The following is a 25,205-nucleotide window of genomic DNA, read 5'->3' as shown; positions in this document are numbered from 1 at the left end:
TTGCATTCTTACCATTCAATCGCCTGGTCCTCATCAGGAATTTGGGTATTTAATTGACGTTCTAAAATCAATGAACCCGTCACCTTATAATTGATGTCGACATTGGGCACCATGGTATAATCTGAAAATTGGTAATCAATATTATTGATGGTGATATATCGATGTAAAAGATATGGACGAACATCATCCATCTGCTCTGTAATCGTATAGCTAGCATCCTTATTTACCTGAAACTGCATATCAGGATTATCCGAATGGAAAGTCACTCCCCCATTAGTATTGAAAGTAGCATAGACTTTATAGTTACGGCGATCTTGACGATCTTCGTCGATATTACCTGCATAAAAGAAAATGGTATTTTCATCCACTACATAGCCACGGATTTCCTCCTTTACAATTGGCGTTTCATCTTCATAACCCTCCATGGTCGTTTTCAATGCTGTACCACTGTAGGTACCAGAATAATCATTGAATGGATGAATACGCAAAATGGCCTTTCGATAATATTTCCTTGGATTGGGTATATAACTATTCGAAGGATCGTCCTCAATATTTAAAGGAAGCACCCACTTATCTACCATATCGATATCTTTTAATGTAAAATCGATGGCCATTAATGCAGTATTTTCTCCTGCTTTAATATCCACAGTAGATGGAATAGAAAAATATTCACTATTCAATTCCCTATAATAAAAGTCCTCACGGTTTTGGAAATGCTCGTAGTTAAGCACTTCCAAAGTATCAGAATCTACAGCCACGTGCACAGTTCTGTCACTTTTATTTGTTGTGGATCCACTGACAATCAAAGGTTGCAGGAAGGTGGTCTTTTCCTCTCCCTTATAACGAATATAGATATCACATACTCCTTCATTGGTCAATGGAGCCTTAAATGATATAAAGTTTTCAAATTGTTCTTCAGTCCACTCATCATTGCACGAACCGCAGATTATAAGTAGCGAAAGCAGAAGAAACGATATATATGATTTATTCATGATCATGCTTTTTAAATTAATCGTTATAAGTCCATCCTGGATTCTGTGTAAGTCGGTTGTTCCTTTTTAGTTCTGTATGACTAATCGGCCAGAACCACATTTTATCAGCAAAAGTGGTTTCAAGTGCCCAAATCGCTACAGGTTGATGAAAAAGGTCTCTTTCGTTTTCATTCATCAGTACATTACAACCGTATATTGGCAAGGATTCCTCAACAGGAGCATCCATCCAGCGACGTAAGTCGTAATAGCGTTGCCCTTCTCCCAGTAGCTCAATAAAACGTTCGCGTTTCAATCTTTTTCTTAACTCATCCTTATCACTGTATGCACTTGCAGGATAATCAGGTACACCAGCACGGATACGCACCGGATGAATACCTCTTTGCATCTCCGCAATGTCTCTCGAGATGCTATAACTTCCCCCATTCCATGATGAAATATTGTAGGCTCCATCAAGCTCATTTAATGCTTCTGCATACATAAGTAATATATCCGGATATCGAATGGCAGGCTCAGCTTTAGGAACGATATTGCCCATACTCCCGCCCTCATAGGTATCACTAGGGTGAACATATTTCTTCATCCCAAAACCAGTCCTTAACCAGTAGGCATTGGACGAATTAAAGCCATTGCCCTTAGGATTATCGCGGTAATAGAATACTTGTTGATTACGGTTTCTTTCTTGGGATTCATTTAAAAGTGTCCAAAAACTTCCATTAAAGGCCACAGAAGCATAAAACCTAGGTTCACGGTTGGCATACTGCAAAGAAACTCCGGGTCTCAGAGGCCTGTATTTCCCTGCGTCATAATCCTCTTGGGTCACATAACCACTCACACGTTCGGAACCATCTCCACGGCCAATTTCTTTATCTCTACCCGGTATATCTGAACCATCGTTCATGGCATAAGCATCAACGAGTTTTTGGGTCAGCCCATGGGTATTCCATCCTGTAGCTGAACGTGGCAACTGATGCGCTACCATAGCCCTAATACTTTCTCCATCTTGGTTATTGCCCCTAGTAAAAATCAATTCAGGGTTACCGGAAGGCAATAATGTGCCATCAAACACCCTAGCATATGATTTTGCTGGATCAATATTTGCCCAGCCCTCTGGCCAGCTTTTTTCTGAAAAATCACTATCATATGGAGGAATAATAGTGGCGTTTTCTCCTGTTTCCTGTACAGGTACAGTATAAAGTTCGTATACACCTAGCTCCATTACGTCCCTAGCTGCGGCAGCTGCTCTTGCCCATTTCTCTTCTTGATAATCAGCAGACAGTAGACGTTCTCCTTGATCATCTGTCAAACGTGCTGCATAATCCGAGTTGTTCCCATTTGCCAGAGGACTTGCCGCATAGATCAATGCTTTGGCACGGGTAGCCAAGGCTGCTCCTACTGAAGGACGGGCAGAACCATCCTGACCACGTATCATTCCACGAGCCTCCATTTCCTTTGCTGCGATCAGCATTTCTTCACTGATAAACTCGGCACATGCTTCATAGCTACTTCTTGGAACAGCTAGATCATCATAGCTTTCGGTATAATCCAAACCTTCATCAGGCAACAATGGGATCGGACCATATTTACGAAGTAATAACCAATATAAATAAGCTCTTGCAAAGCGAGCCTGTCCCTTATAATCTTCTATTTCTACCCGTGACAGCTCTAAATTCATATCAATATTATGAATGAAGGTAGATGCATTGCGTATCCCTCTATAGCATCGTGTCCAAGTGCCCTGCTTATCATTTTCTGAATATTGTCCCATCTTGAACATATTGTAGGACAACTCATTTTTAGATGGGTCATATTCACTGTCCCTATCTCCATAATACATTCCATCGGCAAAGTTATGAGGGGTAACCCCTTTACTGGCTACATCAGCATTAATACCTCTTAGCTCCTCAAAGACATTGGCTAGCCATTCTTCTGAATAGACTTTACTTTGGAAAACTTTTTCTTCTGTAAGTCTATCTTTAAAATATTGACTGGAATCCAGGTAGTCGCCATCACAGGCAAAAATCAAACCTGTGAAAACAAACAATATTATTATATAAATGCTCTTCAAATTCATCTCTTCTCTTTTTACAGGTTAACATTAATACCCAAGGTGAAAGATTTAGCAGGAGGGTAGTCTTCTCCCCTAGGCGTGGCCAATTCTGGGTCCCAAAGTTTGAACTTGGACCAAGTGAACAGATTGGTTCCCACCACAAACAATCGGATATTCTTGGCTCTTACCAGCCTGGTCAAATGTTTTGGTAAATTATATCCAAAATCTACTGTCTTAAGACGAAGGTATCGGCCGTCACGTAGCCAGAAAGTAGATTCCCTGAAGTTATTAGGATTTGGACCAAAACTCAGACGAGGATAAGAGGCGTTCGGATCTTCTGTCGAAGGATCTTCAGATATATCCGAATCAATCCAACGGTTGTCCCCCATAACTCCCTTCATGACCTGTCCCCACTCGCCTTCACTAAACGCGTATACCGTTTTCCCAAAAGTGGAGAATGTTGATTTACCTGCTCCTTGGAAATGTACCCCAAGGCTGAATCCCTTCCATTGTGCTGATGCACCTAAACCGTAAATCAAGTTTGGCCTCCTTGTAGCACCGATTGCCACACGGTCACCATCATTGATCACACCATCGCCGTTGACATCTTTATATTTAATATCACCTGGCTGATATGGCCCGAAAGTTTGTGTAGGGCTGTTTCTGATATCATCATAATCCTTAAATAGACCCAATGCCACCAAACCTCTTGACTGGCCTACGCGGTACCCCTCCTGATTTTGATAAGGGTAGACATTATTCTCTTCATCCCTTTCAACGATTTCATTTTTACTGTAAGTGATATTACTTCTAGTAGTCAGGGTGACTTTACCAATTCGCTTGATGAACTTAAAACGTCCGTCAAATCCTCTAGACTTCACTATACCCACATTGGCCCTAGGCGTACTTTCCAATCCTACCATATCAGGCAAAAACTGTCTGGCCATGTAAATACCGGTACGCTCTTCATCAAAGAAATCTAGATTGGCAGTAATACTGTTGGTTTCTATATCAAAACCTAAGTTTTGTTTCGTCGCTACTTCCCAAGTAACATTAGGTGAGGCCACCTGTGAATATCTCAAACCGCCAAAATAACGATCAAAACCATAATCCGCCCACTGGTAACCGCCTGTAGGCTCACCATCTGCATTAACAAGCTCTTCCATGGTATACAAATATGGGAAACGCTCTCCGCCCATTAACTGGTCATTACCAGCTTTTCCATAAGAGTAGCGGATCTTGAACAAATTCAACCAACCAATGTTATTTTTAACAAACGACTCATCTGCCACATTCCAACCAAATGAAATTGCAGGGAAAAAACCATACTGGTGGCCCGGTGCAAAGTTCTCAGATCCAGTATACCCAAAGTTTAAATTGGCGAAATACCTGTATTTCCAGTTATATAAAAGACGACCTGATAGTGCTTGGTTTCTACGGGCAATACCATTTTTGATATCTCCCCCAATATTAACCGTTTGCACATAAGCATCCCTAGTCAGTCTAGTCGCTGCTCCCAAATGGTGATCACCAATACTCTTATCGTAATTGAACATCAAGTCAAAAAACTCAAGTCTATTTCCTGAAGAACTACTGGACTGCTGCATTTCGCTAGGATTGGAAATATGGGTAAACACCAAGTCTCCATTGATATCTCGGGCACGATCTGCACGCCACTGCTCAGGCCATTTACGACGCTGTATATTATTACTGTTTCGCGTATCATAGCCTACAATTCCCCTCATACGAAGACCTTTCGTTACGAAATTTAAATCCTGTTCAACAGTCACATTGGTCTGTACCCTATTGACCCAGTTTTCATTGAAACCTGTTTGGGTAGCCATCACCCATGGATTGGTCTGGTTTCCTGTCCCCACTGCAGGCACATAACCGTTGGAATACAAGACAGGGGTACGAATAGGAGAATAACCAAAAAATGCTCCCCAGAAATCAACATCACCCAATCCAGGACTATTACGTTTACTAAGTGATCCTGCTACACCCACTTTCACCTCTGTTGTTTCAGTAAGGTTAAAATCTGCATTTAAACGATAATTCCAACGTTTATAATTGGCATTGGTATTATAATCATCCTTCAAAGCCTCATCGATCTCATACATCCCCCCTTCATCTATATAACTAGCGGAAGCATAATAACGGGAAGTCGGTCCGCCGCCACTCATATTCAAATTGGCACGGTAGGTCATGGCACCATCTTTCAATAGCAAATCCTGCCAATCCACATTTGGATATAAATCGGGATCCAATCCAAGACGCAAGATTTCAAGTTCCTCTGGCTGATAGATCGGCGCGTGGTTACGCGTAACCCTAGCTTCATTTAATAGTTTCGCATAGGTCACACCATCTTCAAACTCAGGTGTTATAGTACGTGTGTTATATATAAACTCATCTTTGAAATTAACTTCTATTTTTCCAGCGGCACCTCTCTTGGTGGTAATCAAAATCACACCATTTGCCCCTCTAGAGCCATACATGGCTGTCTCTGCTGCGTCTTTTAGCACAGTAATGGATTTGATATCTTCGATATTTAGCTCATTCAAGTCCCTTTCAATATTATCTACCAAAACCAAAGGATTAGTTCCTCCACCAAAAGTGGATATACCTCGAATCCAGAATTCAGAGATATTTTTTCCTGGCTGTCCAGATTGCATCATTCCCAAAACTCCCGGAACATTTCCGGCCAGCGCATTTGATAAACTCGACGTTGGATTTGATTTCAGGTCCTCTGTATTTACAGTGGAAACTGCTCCGGTCAAGGATATCTTTTTCTGCTCACCAAAGCCCACAACAACCACTTCTTCCAATGATTTGGCATTGACCTCTAGCACTACGTCTATCTTACTTTGGTTACCAACGACCACCTTCTTGGCTTCAAATCCTATATAACTAAATATCAGGGTAGTACCTTGCTCCACATCAATGGAATAATTCCCCTCTAAATCAGTTACCGTTCCTTTATTGGCTGCTCCCTCTATCAGTACTGAAGCTCCAGGAAGGGGCTCCCCCTCTTCATCGGTTACCACACCGGTAATTTCCTTAAATATTTCTATGGAAGGATTGGTTATTACCGCTCCTTTATCCTTGATTTTCTTGACGCTAATACTATTATTGACTTGTCGGAATTCCAGTCCAAGACTCAGTGCCATATTCTTTAAATGTTCTGCAACTGATGCCTTTTGATTGGAAATATGGACAGGTTGCGTCTTGTCAACATTCCTATCTGTATAAAAGAAATGAAAGGAAGTACTTTCCTCAATCTGATAGAGGACTTCTTCTAAAGTCTTCTGATCACTGGAAAGCTCTATAAAAACTTCCTCGATGCTCTTTACTTGGGCGGAAGAATTACCGGCCAGTACCGAGCTCATGGTCAAGGTCAAGAAAAAAAAGCAGTAGCCTGCATATTTTGAGACCATAATAATTTTCTGGGTTAAATTTTGTTTCATATTTTGGGTATATCAATTTAACATAGGTTATAAAGGCAGTTGGAGATCCAGTCCATATGCTGCCTTTCGTTGGATTGATGTTTGGTCCGGGAGTGTATTGCAGTACCTTCCCGGACTCTTTCGTTTTGGATTTATTATATCATAGGCGGTTTTTTAGGGGTTGAATTTCAATTCTATTAATCGTTTATTCATCTGGTAGTCAAAGCCAATCGAGTGCCCCAGAATGTCAAGGACATTCGCTAAATATTCATTTTTATCAAATGTACCGGAGCATAAAAAGTCCTTGTCGTATTCTCCTTCAATAAGGATTTTGACATTATACCACCGCTCCAAGGTTCTCACTACTTCTTCAAAAGAAGTTTCGTCAAAATGCAAAATCCCTTCCTTCCATAGAAATACCGTTTCTACATCGATTCTTTCTTTTCTAAAATCATTGTTTACACCCTCACTAATGATCGCTTCTCCAGGAATCAATTCATCTTTCCTATTACCGGAGATTTCTTCCACCCTTACCTTCCCATGAGTAAGTGCTACTTCCGTAATGGGGGAATCCCTATAAGCTTTGATATTAAATGCTGTACCTAGAGCTTGGGTTGATAAGCCCTTACTCTTTACTCTGAATGGGTGATCCTTATCCGAAAAAACCTCAAAAAATGCTTCTCCCTCCAACTCAACATTACGATTGGTCTTAAATTCACTTGGATAACTGATAGAACTCTCCGCATTCAAGTAGACCTTAGTGCCATCTGGCAGGATGATTTTAGACTTTTGCCCGGCAGGATTCGATTTTGTAATCAAGGCAAGCGTTTCCATTGGACTTTTTTGATTATCCATAATATATTGATAGCCCAATACACTGATGGTAAAAATCACTGCCAAGCTAGCAGCAATTTTAAACCCCCAGTTTTTGTCAGGCTTAATATTTCTTTGTTTAGCTTGTGAAGAATAATCACTTGCCCATTTCTTTCTGCTGATTTTTCTAAACAACGCTTCTTTATCCCACAAATCAACTTCGTCATTTGCATACTCCTGGTCATCCCAATTTTCTTTAAGTTTTGAGGACATATACTCCTCTCCTTCTTTTGAATGGTACCACTGCAAAAAATCTGCGGCTTCATCTTTAGATAAATCCCCCTTATAAAATGCCTTTAATTGTTTTTTTCTATCCATTTGAATTGTCTTACAAAAGGATATACCCTGAAGTCAAGTCAAATACTCACGTGACTTAAAAAAAAATAGTGTTTTTTTTACAATGATTAAAATCCGAGAAAAATCTACATTAAAGTAAACTAGGAATGCATAAATACTCCAGGAACTTCTTTAAATGTCAATCTCCTGAGTATTAATGAAAAATGGACCTCACTTCATTTCCCCTTGCCTAAAAGTATTAATAAACGGATTTTGAGGATTACTAATAAAAGCAATTGAGAGGTTTAAGTAAACATTATAAATTGTTCTCAATTATCTAGCTAAGATTAAAACAGAAATTCTGAAAACATAATCACCATTCCATAGGACACTCCATGTTTGGTCTCCAACTGCTTACGCAATGACTTGGTAGCTCTGTAAATTTGGTTTTCTACTGTCCTTACCGAAACATCCAACTCACTGGCAATTTCTTCAGCACTTAAGTGTTGCTCGTTTTTCATAATAAAGACTTCTTTCTGCTTCTGTGGTAAGTTACTAATAACTTCAAGGGCATAAACATATAAATCTTCGAAAATAATTTCATCCTCAGTAACAGTGGAATATCCTTGATTTAGAGGAATAGCATATTTTTGATAGGCTGCAAATCTGGCCTTTTTCTGGGACTTTTTGATTACTAGTGAACGAACTATTGAAAAAATAAAGGCATTAATGGATAAATCTGATTTCAGTCTTTCCTTATTGTCCCAAAGATATAAGAACACATCTTGTACAATTTCTTCAGCATCATGATGACTCATATGCATTTTCTTGGAAATTCTATAAATCTTTGGTGAATAACGCTGATAAAGTTGGTGAAATGCTTCCTCATCATGCGCTTTAATTTTCTCCACCAATTGGAAATCTTCGATTAAACAGGTCATAGGGTTTATCCATCTAATTTAAGCCAAAAACCCTAAATCGTTTTAGCTTTTTAGAAAACAAAAAGAAGACTTTAACATCTTCCGCCCATAAATGAACACAATAGATTTAAAAAATGCAAACCCACTACCCATAAATTCAGCAAATAAATCCATTCACAAAATTTTATTTCACATTTACCAAACCTACTTATACTGAGTTTGCAATTTTAACCGTTTCCAATCCTATTTAAGGTTGTAGAAGTATATCAAAGTCATAGTCCCCAGACTTTATTTCATAATGATCATACGCTCCATCTTGGGAAATTGGTTGAAGCAATGCTTTTTTCTCTGATTTCACTGTTGCTCCAGCAGGCAATTTTAGAATTGCACTTGAATTGGCGGGAATATTAACCAGATAATTCACTCTGTGCTTTTTGAGCTTTTTCCATGAAGAACGGATTTCACCATACGGACCTTCATGATTCGCCTCAAAGGCATTCAAGCCTTCTACAAAATTGGGAGACAATAGTACATTCTTAAACCCAGGTTGTTCAGGGTCCGGCTTGATTCCTCCCAGAGCCTTGTACATCCATGCTCCTACTTCACCAAACATAATATGATTCATCGATATATCGTTTTTAGATTCAATATTCCAATTTTCATAGAGTGTGGTTGCCCCATTTACTATCCACCATCCCCATGAGGGAAAAGTCTCTTGGGCAGCAATTTTATAGGCTACATCAGCATAACCATTTTCGCTTAGGGCATTTAAAATAGCTTTTGTACCTAACAAGCCCACATCAAGGTGAAAATCATCTTTTTCAACTTGCTTGGCCAAGTTTTCAGCTACTTTTCCCCTCAGATCATCTGGTACGATACCCCATTGCAGGGCAACACTCATTTCAGTCTGAATACCTGAACCATAAATACCTGATGTTCTATTTAAATATTTATCATTGATGGATTTCCTTATTTTTTGTGACAAGGCAGCATATTTTTCTTCATCCTCTTTATGCCCCAATAAACCCGCTACTTTAGATAAAATCCGAGCATCCACATAATAATAAGCTGATGAGGTATATTCTACAGGTGACTTTGATTTTACAGGAACCCAATCTCCCAGTCCCCAAGTGGTAAGTCCATCATTGCTGATATCAGTAATATGGTCCACATACTTTTTCATCGCTTCAAAATTCTCCTCCAAAATCCGCTGATCTCCATAAAAGAGGTAAACGTTCCATGGAATCAGACATATGGTGCTGGTCCAATCCGGCCCATTTCCCCATTCATAGCCCCAACCTGAAGTGGGAATGATCGAAGGCAAAACACCATTGGGCTGTTGTTCATCCCGGTGATCATCCATCCACTTTTCATAAACTTTGATCCCATCATAACTGTAAAGCCCTGTCTCAATTGCTATATGTGCATCTCCTGTCCATCCATTTTTTTCCCTCTGGGGACAATCCGTAGGATAGCCAAAAAGATTGGATAAATAGGAGCTGTTAGTGGCCGATAAAAGTAAGTCCAAGGTATTATTGCTGGACTTGATTCCTCCTACCTCAGGAACATCACTGTACATGAAATAACCTGTTAGATTTTCCTTTCCTAGTTCTATGGGTCTATCTGCGGTGACCTCTACATACTGGAAGCCTTTATAATTAAATTTAGGAACAAATGTTTCTCGCCCCTTTCCACTCAAAATAAAAATATCCGTTTGGAAGGGATCTGTATCATCTGTAGGTCTATAATGGACATCAATATTTGACATATCGATTTGACCATTCTTTTTAAGCCTTTCTCCATGTTTCAATCTTAAGATAGTTCCTTCCTGACCTGCATAAGTGATTTCACTTACTCCAGAAATATTCCTTCCCAAATCGAAAACATAAGTGCTATCATTAATTTTATTGACACTTTTGGCTGGCAAAGTCACATTATGCCTAATAGGTGGCATCACTTGGGCAACAATTTTTTTACTAGGAGCAGAACGATAATAGACATTTTTCCATTCTCCATCATCATATCCTGCTTGATTCCAGCCAGGCAATTCCAATCTTGCATCATAATGCTCCGCAGTATAGATACTGTTAAAAATAACAGGGCTCAAATGGGTCTTCCAATCCTTTCCAGTCCCAATGGTCTCTATTGTTCCATCTTCATAGGTAATCCTCAGATCCATGCAAAATGAGGGTCTATTTCTCCATGGGGCATTATGAAAATCCCAGACAGCCGTGGACTGGTGATTATACCATCCATTACCCAACAAAACACCTATCGCATTTTCTCCACTTCGAAGAGCTTCGGTGACATCGTGCGTAACATATAATAGTCTGCGATCAAATCGCGTATAGGCAGGATCCAATTGGTGATTGCCGATCCGCTTTCCGTTTATGCTCAATTCATACAAGCCCCCAACGGCAATATACGCCCTGGCACTTTTTACTTTTTTCTCGGCATTAAACTCCTTTCTAAAATAAGGTGCTGGTTTTAATTCCCTTGTCTGCCCATCTCCGATCCAAGCTCCCTGCCAATTTTCCACTGAAATCATTCCCGTCTCAAAGCTAGCTGGAGCAGACTTTCCTGAACTAACTCCATCTTTATCCCATACCTCAACTGTCCAAAAATATGCTGTAAATGGCTTTAGCGGCTCCCCTGAATACGTGATTAATTGCTGATCTCCAGATTGTTTCCCTGTGTCCCAAACTACCCCACTTTGATTTGACAAACCGTCTTTTGAATGGGCCACAATAATTCTGAAAGCGGTTTGCTCGGCACCAGATCTATCGTCTTTCATTTGCCAGGTTAACCGGGGCTGTGTAGCGTCAATACCCAAAGGGTTTTTGAGGTATTCACATTTCAGGCTGACTTGGGACCATGAAGGCCGAAAGAGAATGAAAAAAGCAAAGACCAAAAAAGTCAGTCTAATTTTTAAATTCATTGATTGCTATGGTTTATTATTAAAATTTGATTCTGAAATTTTCAGCCTAGGCCTATTAATTAAACTGATTTCCGCTTGCAAACTAATAAAGCGCTGCCTTATACCAAGCACTACCTGCTCCAATCAACGCTGATTGTTCTCCCAACACACTTTTCACTAGGGCTACATCATTGTATTTTTCCTTTAAGTTGTTTTTTATTGCAGGAAAAAACAGATCAGAAGACCGTGAAATACTTCCCCCAATTATAACTACCTCAGGGTTTTCTTCATCTATAAACCTGTTTAAATACTGGCCCAATAGGCTGCCAAACTCTTCAAAAACTTCCTTAACCCATACCTTGTCTTCTAAACTTAGCATTTCTTTTACCCCTGGCAATTGGTTTCCAGTTTTCTCCAGATACTTTTTCGCAAACCAGCGGGTTGAAAAATATTCTTCCACTATACTATCCCCAAATTTATCTCCCCAACGTGCCGAATCATGCGCCTCTGTACCATAATAATAGGCTGTGCCAGCACCGGTACCCAAGGTCATCCCAATGGCTCTTTTATAACCTTTGCCTACTCCTGCAAAGATTTCCCCTTGAAGAAAGCAAGCAGCATCGTTTTTAAACTTAATCTGTGCAGATCCAATACCCAAGTAATCAGCTAGAAGCTGCTTTACATTCTTCCCATACAAGACTTCATACTTGTCTTGAGTACTACCTATCCAAGAAACTCCTTCCTCATAATCAAAAGGCCCAGGCATTGCTATTCCAATCTTTACGGAAGAAGGTTCTTCCTCCATAAGTGGTGTAATGGCCTTAGACCAAGAGGTAAGAATTTCTTCCGCACTCCCTTTAGAATTGACATGCTGTCTTACCAATCTATCTTCAACAACCCTACGGGCCTCTAAATCTACCTGTCCAACGGTAATGTGAGAACCACCGACATCAACACCTATTACCTTATTTGAATACATTGTCCTTTAGATTTACTATTCTGTAACCAACTCTATTTCTCCACCAGTTTCGAAAAGCTCATGAGGTATAAAATATCCTTCCAATGCTTGTCCATTCACCTTAATTCCTTTTAGTTTTCGGCCCTTGCTGGGGTGCTGAATAGTGATTGATTTTCCCTCTCCTACCTTCCAGCTTACTTCATCAAATACAGGAACTGTCACCAAATACTCCGTATCTGCCGGGCTTAAAGGATAAAGTCCCATAGCTGTCCAGGTATACCATGATGACATTTCACCCGCATCATCCATTCCGGACAAAGCCAGTCCATATTCACCAATGCCAAAGTAATCAGCTAAAAGCTTATCCAATACCGCTTGGGATTTTTCTGGCTTATTGACAAAATAATAAGAAAAAGGAGCTTCATGGTCAGGCTGGTTGCCCTGGCAATATTGCCCCATAAAACCAGAAACATTTCTGGCTATATATTCAGGATTCCAAGGTTTTGTAAATAAAGTATCCAATTTTTCTTCAAATGCCTCTTTGCCTCCATACAATTTTACCAGACCAGGCATATCATGCGGGACATAAAAGGAAAGTTGCCAAGCATTGGCTTCCCTGTACATGTATTCATAATAAGGATATTCTGGATTAAAAGGACTGATCCAGTCACCATTTTCCAATCTTCCCCGCATAAAATTCACTGAAGGATCAAATACATTTCGGTAATTCTGTCCTCTTTTCATCAAGTCCTGATAATGCTCATCGTCGCCCATTTCCTTGGCAAACTGTGCCAATGCATAGTCATCATAGGCAAACTCCAATGTCTTGGACACACCTGCTTTGGCCTTGGTCTCCACATGGGGATGCTCCACGTGCGGGTCAGAGATATAGCCCTTTTCAATATACTCTTTGATATACGGTCTTGTACCTCCTTCTTTATAGGCATTGTTCAATAGGTACTCATAGGCTTTTTTTACATCAAAATCTTTGATCCCCCTTCGATATGATCCTGTAATAAAGGATGCTGCATGATCACCATGGAAGAATGTTGGTATAAAGCCTGTTCGATGCCCCTTATCCACCAATGACTGAATCACATCGGCAGTTACCTCTGGCTGAACAATACTTAGCAGTACCACCTTGTTACGGTAAGTATCCCAAAGTGATGGCAAGGTATAATACCTAAAATCCTCTTTGCGTGTTTTACCAGTCTCATCACTGAATTCACCATTTACATCACTTCTCAATGCTGGCCATAGGAAAGACCTGTAAAAAGAGGAATAAAACATCTCCTTCTCTTTCGGTGTGCCTCCTTTAACAGTGATATGGGAGAGCAATTGGTTCCAAGTATTCACACCTTCCTCATGTACTTGTTCAAATGACTTGCTCGCTACTTCCTTTTCCAAATTCTCCTTGGCATTGGCCTCACTTACGTAAGACAATCCAATTTGCAATACAACAGGACTGTCTCCACCGTCTTTTAAATCCACCGTGGCATAACCATCCCGCTTTCCTTCCTCAATGATATTGACGGTTTCTATTTCATGGCTCAACTTCACATAAAAATGCACCTTATCTCCTCCCACTCGTTGGAAACCCTTCAACACTTTACTGGAAGGGTTAGAAATTTGCCAATCGGATACGCCATTATTAGCTTTTCCTAGATCAAAAAGAATAGCCCTATCATTAGGTGATTCAAAATCATATTCATGTATCCCCGCTCTCAAGGTACTTGTCAGCCTAACTTTTACACCATAATCCTTTAAGAATACCTCATAATAACCCGGAGAAGCTTTTTCCTGCTCATGGGTAAATGTTGATTTAAAAGGCTTCATAGAAGATTTTTGAATGGGAAGGATGGGAATATTGCAAAGATTCCAGTGGCCTTTGTTAGTGTGGGTAAAACCAATAATCTCTGTATCCTCATATTCATAGCCAGCTCCAGATCCAAATTGTGTAATCGGGCTAAGCTGAACCATAGCATTGGGCAAAGAACTTCCCGGATAAGTCAAGCCTGCCCAAACTCTCCAACCCTCAGGAGGTGTATATCCGATCTGCGAAGGATCGGTAAGGGGAGCAGTACCTATAAAGGGATTGACAAATTGAGTGAGATCAGCATTGTTTTCTTGGGCATTGGCACAGCCTAAAAGGTGAAGTAAAACAATAAAGGTCATTATAAGGGTCAGTGAACGCATAGGATTATTTCTATAGGTTATAGGTTTGATAGTATTTTTTAGTATCTAGTATAAGGTATTAAGTAAATAGATATCTAAACTGGCTATAATTCTGGAATCATAAGGAAGTTCCTCACAAAGGTGTTAGGAATATTAAAAACCTTTGAACCTCTATGGAAACTTCCTTCTATGAACATCAAGTTAGCAAATGGGGCTTTTCTTTGTATAGCGTATAAATCAGCTCTCCGAAAAGGGTGTTTGACCAAGCAAACCAGCTACGGGTAAAGTTGTTAGGATCATCCTTGTGGAATCCTTCATGCATAAACCCTGTACCGGCATGGGTAGTTTTCAACCATTCCAAGCACTGTTTGATTTCATCATCCTTGGTTGCTGTCATGGCTTGTAAGGTGATGCTCATATGCCAGATATAATCCATCCCCACATGTGGCCCACCTATTCCCTTGGCCGCTTTACCGGAAAAGAAATAAGGATTGTCTTCGCTCAAAACAAAGTTCCTTGTGTTTTGATAGATAGGATCATCAATATCCAAGCAACCCAAATAGCCCATACTTAACAATGAAGGCACATTGGAATCATCCATGAATAGTTTGTTGCCATATCCATCCACCTCAAAAGCATAGATTTTTCCATGATCCAGGTGCTCAGCTACAGCATATTTTTGAATGGCCGCTTCCACCTCATTGGCCATGTCCTCACATTCGTTCGCTGAATCGGAATCACTTTTCACCTCTTTATAGATATTGGCCAGTTGCCTCAATGATTGTACAGCAAAAAGGTTGGAAGGAATCAGAAAAGGATAAATAGTCGCATCATCGGAAGGTCTAAAGGCGGAACAAATCAAGCCTACAGGTTTTACTGGATTACCATAACCTCCTCCTGAAAGCGTGTCTGTAGCACGGGAAGTGGTTCGCTGAAAATGATACGGACCATTGCCATCTTTACGCTGCTGTTCCTTGAAAGTTTTCAATACCAGCTTCATGGCTTTTTCCCAGCGATCATCAAAAATGCTGGCATCCCCTGTTTCTTTCCAATAGCCATTGGCCAATCGAACGGCATAGCATAAAGAATCAATTTCCCATTTGCGTTCGTGCAACTCCGGCTTCATATCCGTATGGTCACTTTGCCACTCCCCTCCTTCTGCTCCTTTATTAAATGCATTGGCATAAGGATCTATGATGATGCATTCGTTCTGCCTATTAATCACTCCTTGGATTAGCTTTTTAAGTTGCTTATCCTTATTTACCAAAGCAACATAAGGCCAAACTTGGGCAGAAGAATCACGCAACCACATGGCATGAATATCCCCAGTAATGACAAAAGTATCTGGCTTACCATTTTTCTCAGTATACTCCACTGTAGTATCCAATGTATTTGGAAAGCAGTTCTCAAATAACCAAGCCAATTCCTGATCTTTGATATTCTTTTTGATTTCCTTAATCGTCTTTTCTACTGCCTTACTTGTAAAATTCCTCTCCGCCATCCTTGGACGGTTTGTTTCTTTTATGGCCATGCTTCCTGCAAAGGAAACGGCCGGTCCCATAGCCATGCCTAAAGTGGCCGCTGCGCTGGTTTTAATAAAATCCCTTCTGATCATATGAAATTACTTGTTAATTCTGTTATTCTCCCTTAAGAAAGAGCTGGCAAACACCGTTTCTTTTTTATTACTAGTGTTGTGTTAACTCCGAAATGACCTTTTGACTTCGTAACTCCCGTTACTCAGGTGCTCAAGGTGACGCGGGATTGTCAGGTCGAGTGAAGCCGAGACCCTGCTCAAATGACAAATTACACTTAACATAACACTAGTTGTAATCAATGAGCAAGTTAATCGATTTAGCGATACTATACAAAAGAATTTACAAAAGCGGTATTTCAAGAAAAGCCGTTAAGCCGGCTAAGATGTTCTTTTAGCAGCTCAACGGCTATAACCTTTTAACAAACTTTTCTTGAATTAATATTTTTGGTTCTAATTATTCCAAAATACCGTCTTTTTGTAATAATGCCGCAGCCTCCATCAGCATCATCCCAGAAAGTTGCGTGGAAAGATCTACTTGATCACCAGGAAGCTCCCTCCAATAAGGACCACAAAGCATATCTGGACGTCGAAGTCCTTTTGTATAGAAAGTTTCTATATTGAATTTAAAGAAATTCACCAAGTCTCCCCTATCACCATCAGAAACCGATGGCTCCTGGATCAACTCAGTAAAATAACGAACAAAAACACCTTTGAACAGACCTCCATCACCTTGACCTTCATTTTTCAAAATACCATCTGTAGAAAGCTCAGATCTGTTCATGGCTGATTTGGCTGTTTGCAGTGCATCTGTCAGATAGCCACTTTCCCCTGTTATTTGGAACAAGCGGAGTCCTGAACCGATCCACGTTCCCGCATTATAGGTAAATATCCAATCCTTTTTGACAGTAGGCGTTCCCTGCAGTAGTTCGATATGGTCCCAAACCAAACCAGTCTGTGGATCCACTAAATTAGCTTTTTGCCATTCGTACAGGTCCTTCGCCCAAGTCAGGTATTTTTCGTCCTGGGTCACATTATATAATCTTGTGGCCAAGACGATTGTAGGACCATTGGATACGGCATTCTTAAGATTTGGCGTGTCCTTTTTCCAGGTAATACCGCCACCAAAAACCTCACTGTAGCTCTCCAATATATCATCCCAAAGAAATTCAGCCACCTCCAAATATTCAGCATCGTCGGTCGCATTGTACGCTCGGACACAGGCATTTCCTAGCCAAAGCATATCATCATTAAATACGTTTGAGTAGGTACCCCCATTTCTAGCTTTGATGCCGAGAAGCAATTTCTTCATTTTGTCCAAATATGCTCCATTTCCTGTTCGGGTATAGGCATCTACATACACATGCAGTGCATGGGCATTGGGCCAATAATTTCCATAGGCACCTCCTGGGTTAAAATTAAAGGTGCCATCCTGAGCAATATAGAGCGAATAGGTGCTATTTTGCATAGAATCAGCTGTTGCGGCATAATCATAATGTACTTCCACATTCTTATCAAAATCCTTCCTTAAAGGCCCAAGGTCACTGTCCACGCAGGATGAAAGTGCTCCGCTCATTGCCAGTATCGATAATGCAATTTTATATATTTTCATCTTTTGCTTTTATCTAATCAATAATAATCTTTTGTGCCTTCTCTACATCCAATCAACACTGTTCATCATTATGAACAGAACAACAGTAAGTTGAAGCAATCCCTCGTGCTAAAAGGGGATTACCTCGTCATACTTCCTCGTAAAGAAGGCTTATTGAGCTCATCTAAACTTATTCCACTGAAACTGAATGGGTATAATTGGATACTTCAGCATTGAAAATGATTTGAATATCTGCGGAAGCATTGTCTACTTCAGTGGCAAACTTAAAGCAGTTATTCCAACGATCATTTGTGACAGGTACCATATACCAATAAGCCTGTCCAGTAGATTCATTCGGACGTTGGTTGTCGCCATTGGTGCTGCCAAACCACTCTTCTGAGCTATTGCCTTCTGAATCAGTTACCATGAAACGGAACTTATACCTTTCATCTCGTCCCCAGCTTTCTTGCCTAAACTCAACAGGAAAATCATCTACGGCCCAAATGCCATTGGAAGTATAAGGTAAGCCAGTTATAAATTCTCCATTAGGCGCAAACCAAAGTTCAACATTCCCTATTTCATGGATTTCAGTTGTCCCATTCGAGAAATCAACCCTAATACGGTATACTTTTTCCTCTCCTGAATATTCAGTTTCTCCATCTGCTCTCAATTTTTCCCCTTCGATAAAGTAAGTACCTGGCTCTCCAGAATTTCTTTCAGCAAAGAAGTATGATCCAGACTTCAATGATGTATAAGCTTCAAATGTATTGGCGCTGGTCTTCTTCATCAAAATGGCATTGGAAAGGTCTTCTCCGGCCTCGGTAGCAGAACCAGTTAGGTATAATTCATCAGGAGCAGGAAAACCAGCTGGTCTTTCCACTTCAACGGTTCTGATATCCATAATTCCCTGTACATTGATCCCCTTGGAGGACTGAACGGACCATTGCAGCCTACCCACTCCCTCAGGCTGAATCCCTGCCATTTCGGCGATTCTGTTCAGCTCAGAAAATGGTAATGTCAGGGTTCTTTGCATCCCCCTGCCATCAGATGGCATCACAAAAAGTGGTTCAGAAAAATCTCCCCCTTCTTCATCAAAAACCACATCGTAAAGTACCACACCATTATCAGCAGCTTTTGCTGCTTCCCACTCAAAAATGGCTGAGCTCTGGGCTCCTAAGTTCATGTAAGCATTGTTCTCAGGTGAATACAAATTCTGGACAGGTGTCACCTCAGAGTGCATTTCTGCATCTTCCTGACAGCCCCATGTGGCCATCAATGCTATTATTAAGGAAAGAAGTTTATAACTTATATTTTTCATTGTTCTTATTATTTTCAGATTATTGTTAAGGTTTATTCCCATCCAGGGTTTTGGGTCAAATTAGGATTGAGGTTACGCTCATCACGAGGAATTGGCCATAAGTAATGCTTTGACGGATCAAAAGATCTCAAGTTGACACGCAGATAGCCATTGTCTTCTGATGGTGGCCCAAATTTCGCTCCATGGGCCCAACCATTGAGAACATCCTCGGCTATGCCCCATCTTCGAATATCAAATACTCGCAATCCTTCCATTGCCAGTTCCACTCTCCTTTCATTTCTTATCACTTCCCTCAAGCCATTTTGTCCAAGGTCAGTATCAAAGTCAAGAGCAGTGGCTGCCTCAAAACCAGCTCTTTCTCGAATAGCTCGAATCGTCTGATCCCAAACAGTTTGATCCATTTGATTGAGTTCATTTTTAGCCTCTGCATACATCAGCAATACATCAGCATATCGAAACAGCATCAGATTTAGCCCAGAAGCAAATTGGGTTTGACGTGAAGGGTCAAAATACTTGCGGGTATAATAGCCTGTTGTTGTGGATGATGATCCAGGGACATATTCGTTTGGTGCAGATGCACCAGGGTCTGTACCCGGTTTGATATATATCGTTTGGCTCGCTCCATTATCTTCCCAATTGTATAAGTGATAGACAATCGTGGCTTTGAGTCTAGGATCACGACGAACATAAGGATTGTCTTCATTATAGCCTGAATTTGGGTCTTCTATAGAACTTCCATCTTCCATCAAATAACTATCCACCAGTTCCTGCGTGGGAGCCAAGGCATTAAGCCGTGCCCCTGCAGACAGAGGAGCCATATCAAAGAACTCTCCCCAAGTCCGAAACTGAGGCACATATTGAAGGCTAAGGATATCTTCTTGACTGTATTCATTTTCAGGCATAAACAAGCCTTCATAAGAAGGGAACAGTTCATAACTGCCGTATTCATCCCCAAAGATCAATGGTTCTGTCGCTTCCACGACCTGCTGCCATTCTCCATCATATAGGTGTACTCTTGCCATGAGCGCCATAGCTGCTCCACTGGTAATTCTACCTCTTTCCGCCTCTGACAACTCCTGTTGACCTGGAAGGATCTCACTTACTTCAGACAGCTCATTAATGATAAAATCCAACACTTGACTTTTGGGAGTTCTGCTGACAGACTGGGCTTCCTCTATGGTAATATCACTTACCAATAAGGGCACATCTCCAAACCAGGTCATCAATTGAAAATGTTGAAAAGCTCGAATAAAGCGTGCTTCCGCCTTCATTCGCTCCCGTACATCCTCATCCATTTCCTCGACCTTGTCTATGTTTTCCAACAAAATATTACAGGTTTTGATCGCGCTGTAATTATTATCCCATTGGCTTTGCAAACGGCCAAGTGAAGGATCATAGGTTCCTGCAGCCAGTGAAGCCGCCCCAGCATTGTCCCCGCGTCCGTTATAGGCATTGTCTGATGCACCTTCATTGTAAAAAAAACGGTTGCTGTCAAACATCTGCGAATATGCGGTATTGAGCATGCTTTGCGCTTTGGCTTCTGAAGTCCAATAAGTCAGGTCTGTAAAGGTATTTTCTGGAGCCAAGTCCAGCTCCTTACACCCTGTCCAGAGCATGGCACAACATGTCGATATAATGATTGTATAGTTACTTAGTTTTTTCATTTTTTGAGGTCATTAAAAGGTGATATCCAATCCAAACCCATAGTACACCATTGTAGGATAAGCCCGTGCACTATTGGCTCCTCCACTTCTCATACTATTGTCAAATTCCGACAATTCCGGATCCACAAAATCCACCTTGGAAAGGGTAAATAAGTTTTGGCCAGATAGGTAGGCCCTGCAGTTTTGCATACCTAGCTTTTCTGCCAATCCTTTTGGCAAAGTGTAGCCCAACTGCACATTTTTCAAGCGGAGATAGGCCCCGTCAAAAAGATACATATCAGACCCTCTTCGGAAATTGTTGGTATTGGACTGACTGCCATTGTCGGCCAATCTTGGATAGCGTGCCTCAGGATTTAATGGTGTCCAATAATCCAACTGGTGCTCATACATGGTCATGCCATAATTGTAATGAAACGGTTCAACCATTTCGCCACGGATCATCATGGTTCTTCTTCCGACACCTTGGGCAAAAACATTCAGGTCAAAGCCTTTTACTCGAACATTATAAGTAAGGCCAAAAGTCATCCTAGGGAAAGGATTGCCAAAGACATATTTATCATCATCATTGATGACACCGTTGCCATCCACATCGACATAGCGGTTATCACCGGGCTGTACATTTAATCCTTCAGGCTTAGGACCATTTTCCACTTCATCTATGTTTTGGAAATAACCATCCCTTTTGAGACCAACATAGGAATTAAAGGGATATCCTTCCTTTAGCAGTACTTGTAGTTCTTCGATTCCTGTCAGTCTTTCTTCTCCCTGGAAGTCCAAAACCTTGTTCTTGGAATCGGCCAGATTGAATGAGAAAGTATGCTCAAACAAATCTCCCCGGTGTCTATAGGTGGTGGTAACTTCCCAACCTTTGTTGCCTACTTTTCCACTGTTAAAATCCGGTAAGGAAGTCCCAAATACTCCTGGTACGGCTGGTGGCACCAAAATATCAGATGTTACTTTATCAAAATAATCCAAACTCAAGGTCAATGCCCCATCTAAGAAGTCTAGGTCAGCACCAATATTGAAAGTGGCTGCTCTCTCCCACTGGATATTTGGGTTGGCATAATTAAAACCTGTACCACCTACAGCATTATTATTAAAACCATAGGCATTTTGGAAAGTAAAGAAGGTGGTCTGATATTGATAATTGCCGACATTCTGATTTCCTAAGACACCATAAGAAGTTCTGATCTTTAAATCTCCGAAACGATCACGGTAGTTGCTCATAAAAGCTTCTTCAGAAAGTCGGTACCCTAAAGAGGCAGATGGGAAAAAGCCCCATCTCTTTCCTTCCCGGAATTTCGAAGAACCGTCATAACGGAAACTGAACTCCGCAAAGTATTTCTTGTCATAATCATAAGAAAACCTTCCGAAAAGTGAATTCAGACTGTTTTCGGAAGAACTTTGATTCGAATTATAAGAATCCGGATTGATGATAGTCTCTGTAACCGGGGTTCCCAATTCTGGGTCTGTAAACCTCTTGTATATGGCTATACCACGATCACTGTGATTTTCGTTTGATACTCCCACCAAAGCGCTTACCTCGTGAAGGTCAGAAAGCACCTTATTATATTCCATCATTAGCTGGGTGTTGAGATCAAGGCCTTTCCGGTTAATATCATTCGTATTTCTATCCCCTCCATATACGCCTCGTGGATAAAAATCCACTTGCATTGTTCTGGCGTACTGGTTATTGGAATACATATTAAAACCAAACACCCCGCGCATTTTCAGGTCATTGGTCAGTTTAAGTTCACCACTGATATTACCAAAAACATTGTCATCAATATGTTCTCTGAAACCGCCTTTTTCCAAAATTCCCAAAGGGTTGAATTCCTGAAGTATGTCATTGGTCAAATACCTTCCCAGAGAATCCTTTTGTGTGTAGTAAAGAGGAACCCTGTTTGCATCAGCCATCAATGTCCCACTGGAATAAGAGTGATCTTTGATTAACCTTCTAGTATATGCAAGTCTGGAACTCATTTTAAACCTTCCAAATTCATTGGTAAGATTCATGCGAAAATTATATCGAGTATAGCCTTTTTCTGGTCCAACAAAATTGCTTTGCTGGTCAGTGTATCCAGCGGACACAAGGTAGGTTGTGCTTTCGCTACCTCCTGATACTGATAAGTTATGGTTTTGCTGAATTGCATTTTTGAATATCTCTTTAGCAAACCATTCCGTGTCGCCATTTTCCCTGATTTGGCGAATTTCTTCAGGACTAAACACTGCCTCACTCCTCCCTGCATTAAAGGCAGATTCATTTCGAAGCATGGCATTCTGATAACCATGAACAGGACTGGTAAAAAATTGAGGAGTATTGACCCCCACCAAACCATTATAAGTCACCTTAGGTTTGGAATTCTTCTTTCCTTGCTTGGTAGTGATCAACACCACACCATTATTGGCTCTAGATCCATATATGGCAGCACTTCCGGCATCTTTCAGTACTGATACACTTTCAATATCTGATGGATTCAACAGGTTAATATCCCCTCCCATCACACCATCTATAACGATCAAAGGACTATTATCTCCCAAAGTGCTTATTCCACGGATGTTAAGGTTAATCCCCGCTCCGGGCTCTGAATTACGTTGTTGTACAATCAGGTTCGCCGACACACCTTGTAATGCTTGGCTCATGGTAGCTACTGGCCTACCTTCCAGTTTCTCCTGCCCTACTTGGTCTACGGCTCCTACTACGCTGAGCTTTTTCTGCGTACCATAGCCGACTACCACTACTTCTTCTAGGGATGAAGTGCTCACATTCAAGGTAATATTGATGACATTCATATTACCTACCACCACTTTTTTGGACTCAAATCCAATAAAAGAAAATACCAAAGTGGCACCTTCAGCAACTTCAATGGTATAATTTCCATCAAGGTCTGTTACAGTACCTGAAGCTGATTCTCCCTCCACTATCACTGTAGCACCAGGTAAAGGCTCGCCACTTTCATCAACTACCTTACCAATAACTTCTACCAGGTCAAGCTTAGAAGGACTGTTGTTTTTCTTTACAACACCTTTGTCTTTCAAAATATGAATCGTGTTGTTGATCTGCTTAAAAGTCAATTGTGTTTTCAAAGAAATTTCTTCCAATACAGAAAGTAATGATTGCTGTTTGGCATTTAGACTGATCATCGGCGTATTCCTAACCTGATCTAAATCGTATGCAAATTTGAAATCTGTCTGTTGTTGAAGGTTTCTTAATAATTTTTCGACCGGAACATCCTCCATGCTTATGGAAACAATAACACTCTCCAGGTCTTTTTGCTGGTTGGCGAAAGCTTGCATGACGCCAGTTCCTCCTCCAGCAAAATATGCCAGACAAAGAAAACAGCGTAACAGCAACTTCCTCTTGAACACGAGTAGTTTTTCTTTCATTATTTTGGGATTATTTAATTTAAATATGTCGGCCGCTAAGCCATTTTATTTTTGATTGATTTTTACTTTTCCATCCTTGATTTCATAATCAAAACCCAAAGAATACTGCATACCTTTCAGTACATTCTCAAGGCTCTCATTTCTAAACTCACCGCTGTATTTTCCAGGAAAAATGGCTTCATCCGAAAAATCAAAGCTTACATTATACCATCTGGATAGCCGATCAAAAACACGCGAATAGGGTTCTTCCTGAAATTTGAGGATGCGTTCTTTCCAGCCGATCAAATGATTATAATCGTAGGAACCTTTGGTAAGAGATTGCTTCTGGGTATCGTAATAAGTAGCTTCCTCTGGAGTTATCATGGTAGAAACACCATTTTCCGTATCGACTTTTACCTTACCTGTCACCACTGCCACATGAAATTCCTGGTCTTCGGGATAGGCGCTAACATCAAAAGAAGTTCCTAAGACGGTGGTCTTTAAATCACCACTATGGACACTAAAAGGCAGATCTGGGTTTTTGACTACCTCAAAAAATGCCTGTCCCTTCAATTCCACCGTACGCTCCTTTTCAAAACTAGAGGGGTATCTTATCTCACTATCAGAATTTAGGGTTATTGCAGAACCATCAGGTAAATGGACGATTTTCTTGATTCCTTTTGCAGCTGTTTTTGTAATCCAAATGGATTCTTGTTGATGGTTTTTCGAACCTTCTCCAAATTCAAAATAACTCAAAGTCAAAAAGCCCAGTAACAATATAGAGGCAGCAGTAGCCAACCACCATTTTAGCTGACTTGAATCCTTTGTACTATTTAATTGCTTTATTTTTTGCTCATGCTCCCATTTGGAATTAAACAGTATAAGATTATCAAGCATCTTCTCGTGACGCTCCTGCTTCATGGAATATTTATTCTTCCACATCAAGGATTTTGAAAGTTCCTTTGCCCTCAGCATCATTGACTGTTTTTCAGGATGCTTCTTGCTCCAAGCATTCCAAAACCTATCCAACTCTGCATTGGGGGCTTTTATCCACTTTAGAAAAAGTGGGTGTTTCAAAAAGTCTGATTCATTATTAGGGTCAAATTTCATTGACAGATCAGGTTATTTTAAGTC

At 40.6% G+C, this 25,205-nt stretch carries 14 protein-coding genes; all 14 read right to left on the bottom strand.

Going from position 1 to position 25,205, the window contains the following annotated elements; genetic code table 11:
• Positions 1 to 8: 8 nt before the first annotated feature.
• On the bottom strand, positions 9 to 992 hold the full coding sequence (locus tag KMW37_RS08285) for a DUF4973 domain-containing protein (protein ID WP_215224145.1): 984 nt from the start codon (positions 990 to 992) through the stop codon (positions 9 to 11).
• 16 nt (positions 993 to 1,008) lie between these two features.
• A complete protein-coding gene (locus KMW37_RS08280; RefSeq protein ID WP_215224144.1) occupies positions 1,009 to 3,063 on the bottom strand; it encodes a RagB/SusD family nutrient uptake outer membrane protein in 2,055 nt (684 codons plus the stop codon).
• Positions 3,064 to 3,074: 11 nt separating this feature from the next.
• Positions 3,075 to 6,503 (bottom strand): SusC/RagA family TonB-linked outer membrane protein, encoded by a 3,429-nt coding sequence (locus KMW37_RS08275; protein ID WP_246581399.1) that lies wholly within the window; start codon positions 6,501 to 6,503, stop codon positions 3,075 to 3,077.
• A gap of 153 nt (positions 6,504 to 6,656) precedes the next feature.
• Complete coding sequence (locus KMW37_RS08270) at positions 6,657 to 7,673, bottom strand: FecR family protein (RefSeq protein ID WP_215224143.1); 1,017 nt, start codon at positions 7,671 to 7,673, stop codon at positions 6,657 to 6,659.
• A 305-nt stretch (positions 7,674 to 7,978) separates the two neighbouring features.
• On the bottom strand, positions 7,979 to 8,572 hold the full coding sequence (locus KMW37_RS08265) for an RNA polymerase sigma factor (protein ID WP_215224142.1): 594 nt from the start codon (positions 8,570 to 8,572) through the stop codon (positions 7,979 to 7,981).
• Positions 8,573 to 8,798: 226 nt separating this feature from the next.
• Positions 8,799 to 11,489, bottom strand: a complete 2,691-nt coding sequence (locus KMW37_RS08260) for an alpha-L-rhamnosidase (protein WP_215224141.1) — start codon at positions 11,487 to 11,489, stop codon at positions 8,799 to 8,801.
• A gap of 82 nt (positions 11,490 to 11,571) precedes the next feature.
• Positions 11,572 to 12,447: an ROK family protein gene (locus KMW37_RS08255; RefSeq protein WP_215224140.1), complete on the bottom strand. Its 876-nt coding sequence runs from the start codon at positions 12,445 to 12,447 to the stop codon at positions 11,572 to 11,574.
• Between the two features lie 15 nt (positions 12,448 to 12,462).
• A complete protein-coding gene (locus KMW37_RS08250; RefSeq protein WP_215224139.1) occupies positions 12,463 to 14,622 on the bottom strand; it encodes a GH92 family glycosyl hydrolase in 2,160 nt (719 codons plus the stop codon).
• A 175-nt stretch (positions 14,623 to 14,797) separates the two neighbouring features.
• Positions 14,798 to 16,216: a glycoside hydrolase family 125 protein gene (locus KMW37_RS08245; protein WP_215224138.1), complete on the bottom strand. Its 1,419-nt coding sequence runs from the start codon at positions 16,214 to 16,216 to the stop codon at positions 14,798 to 14,800.
• 373 nt (positions 16,217 to 16,589) lie between these two features.
• The gene (locus KMW37_RS08240) at positions 16,590 to 17,744 is read right to left on the bottom strand and encodes a glycoside hydrolase family 76 protein (RefSeq protein WP_215224137.1); all 1,155 of its coding nucleotides are present in this window, start codon (positions 17,742 to 17,744) and stop codon (positions 16,590 to 16,592) included.
• Positions 17,745 to 17,913: 169 nt separating this feature from the next.
• A complete protein-coding gene (locus KMW37_RS08235; protein WP_215224136.1) occupies positions 17,914 to 19,041 on the bottom strand; it encodes a SusE domain-containing protein in 1,128 nt (375 codons plus the stop codon).
• A gap of 32 nt (positions 19,042 to 19,073) precedes the next feature.
• Positions 19,074 to 20,705 (bottom strand): RagB/SusD family nutrient uptake outer membrane protein, encoded by a 1,632-nt coding sequence (locus KMW37_RS08230; RefSeq protein ID WP_215224135.1) that lies wholly within the window; start codon positions 20,703 to 20,705, stop codon positions 19,074 to 19,076.
• Positions 20,706 to 20,717: 12 nt separating this feature from the next.
• Positions 20,718 to 24,092 (bottom strand): TonB-dependent receptor, encoded by a 3,375-nt coding sequence (locus tag KMW37_RS08225; RefSeq protein WP_215224134.1) that lies wholly within the window; start codon positions 24,090 to 24,092, stop codon positions 20,718 to 20,720.
• Between the two features lie 45 nt (positions 24,093 to 24,137).
• Positions 24,138 to 25,181 (bottom strand): FecR family protein, encoded by a 1,044-nt coding sequence (locus KMW37_RS08220; RefSeq protein ID WP_215224133.1) that lies wholly within the window; start codon positions 25,179 to 25,181, stop codon positions 24,138 to 24,140.
• Positions 25,182 to 25,205: the final 24 nt, after the last annotated feature.

It is taken from the genome of Echinicola shivajiensis, from assembly GCF_018642165.1.
GTDB lineage: Bacteria > Bacteroidota > Bacteroidia > Cytophagales > Cyclobacteriaceae > Echinicola > Echinicola shivajiensis.
This window is presented reverse-complemented; position numbering and strand designations above follow the sequence as displayed.

Coding starts and splice junctions, on each gene's coding strand:
- KMW37_RS08285 (WP_215224145.1), bottom strand. CDS start 992: ATGAATAAATCATATATATCGTTTCTTCTGCTTTCGCTACTTATAATC.
- KMW37_RS08280 (WP_215224144.1), bottom strand. CDS start 3,063: ATGAATTTGAAGAGCATTTATATAATAATATTGTTTGTTTTCACAGGT.
- KMW37_RS08275 (WP_246581399.1), bottom strand. CDS start 6,503: ATGAAACAAAATTTAACCCAGAAAATTATTATGGTCTCAAAATATGCA.
- KMW37_RS08270 (WP_215224143.1), bottom strand. CDS start 7,673: ATGGATAGAAAAAAACAATTAAAGGCATTTTATAAGGGGGATTTATCT.
- KMW37_RS08265 (WP_215224142.1), bottom strand. CDS start 8,572: ATGACCTGTTTAATCGAAGATTTCCAATTGGTGGAGAAAATTAAAGCG.
- KMW37_RS08260 (WP_215224141.1), bottom strand. CDS start 11,489: ATGAATTTAAAAATTAGACTGACTTTTTTGGTCTTTGCTTTTTTCATT.
- KMW37_RS08255 (WP_215224140.1), bottom strand. CDS start 12,447: ATGTATTCAAATAAGGTAATAGGTGTTGATGTCGGTGGTTCTCACATT.
- KMW37_RS08250 (WP_215224139.1), bottom strand. CDS start 14,622: ATGCGTTCACTGACCCTTATAATGACCTTTATTGTTTTACTTCACCTT.
- KMW37_RS08245 (WP_215224138.1), bottom strand. CDS start 16,216: ATGATCAGAAGGGATTTTATTAAAACCAGCGCAGCGGCCACTTTAGGC.
- KMW37_RS08240 (WP_215224137.1), bottom strand. CDS start 17,744: ATGAAAATATATAAAATTGCATTATCGATACTGGCAATGAGCGGAGCA.
- KMW37_RS08235 (WP_215224136.1), bottom strand. CDS start 19,041: ATGAAAAATATAAGTTATAAACTTCTTTCCTTAATAATAGCATTGATG.
- KMW37_RS08230 (WP_215224135.1), bottom strand. CDS start 20,705: ATGAAAAAACTAAGTAACTATACAATCATTATATCGACATGTTGTGCC.
- KMW37_RS08225 (WP_215224134.1), bottom strand. CDS start 24,092: ATGAAAGAAAAACTACTCGTGTTCAAGAGGAAGTTGCTGTTACGCTGT.
- KMW37_RS08220 (WP_215224133.1), bottom strand. CDS start 25,181: ATGAAATTTGACCCTAATAATGAATCAGACTTTTTGAAACACCCACTT.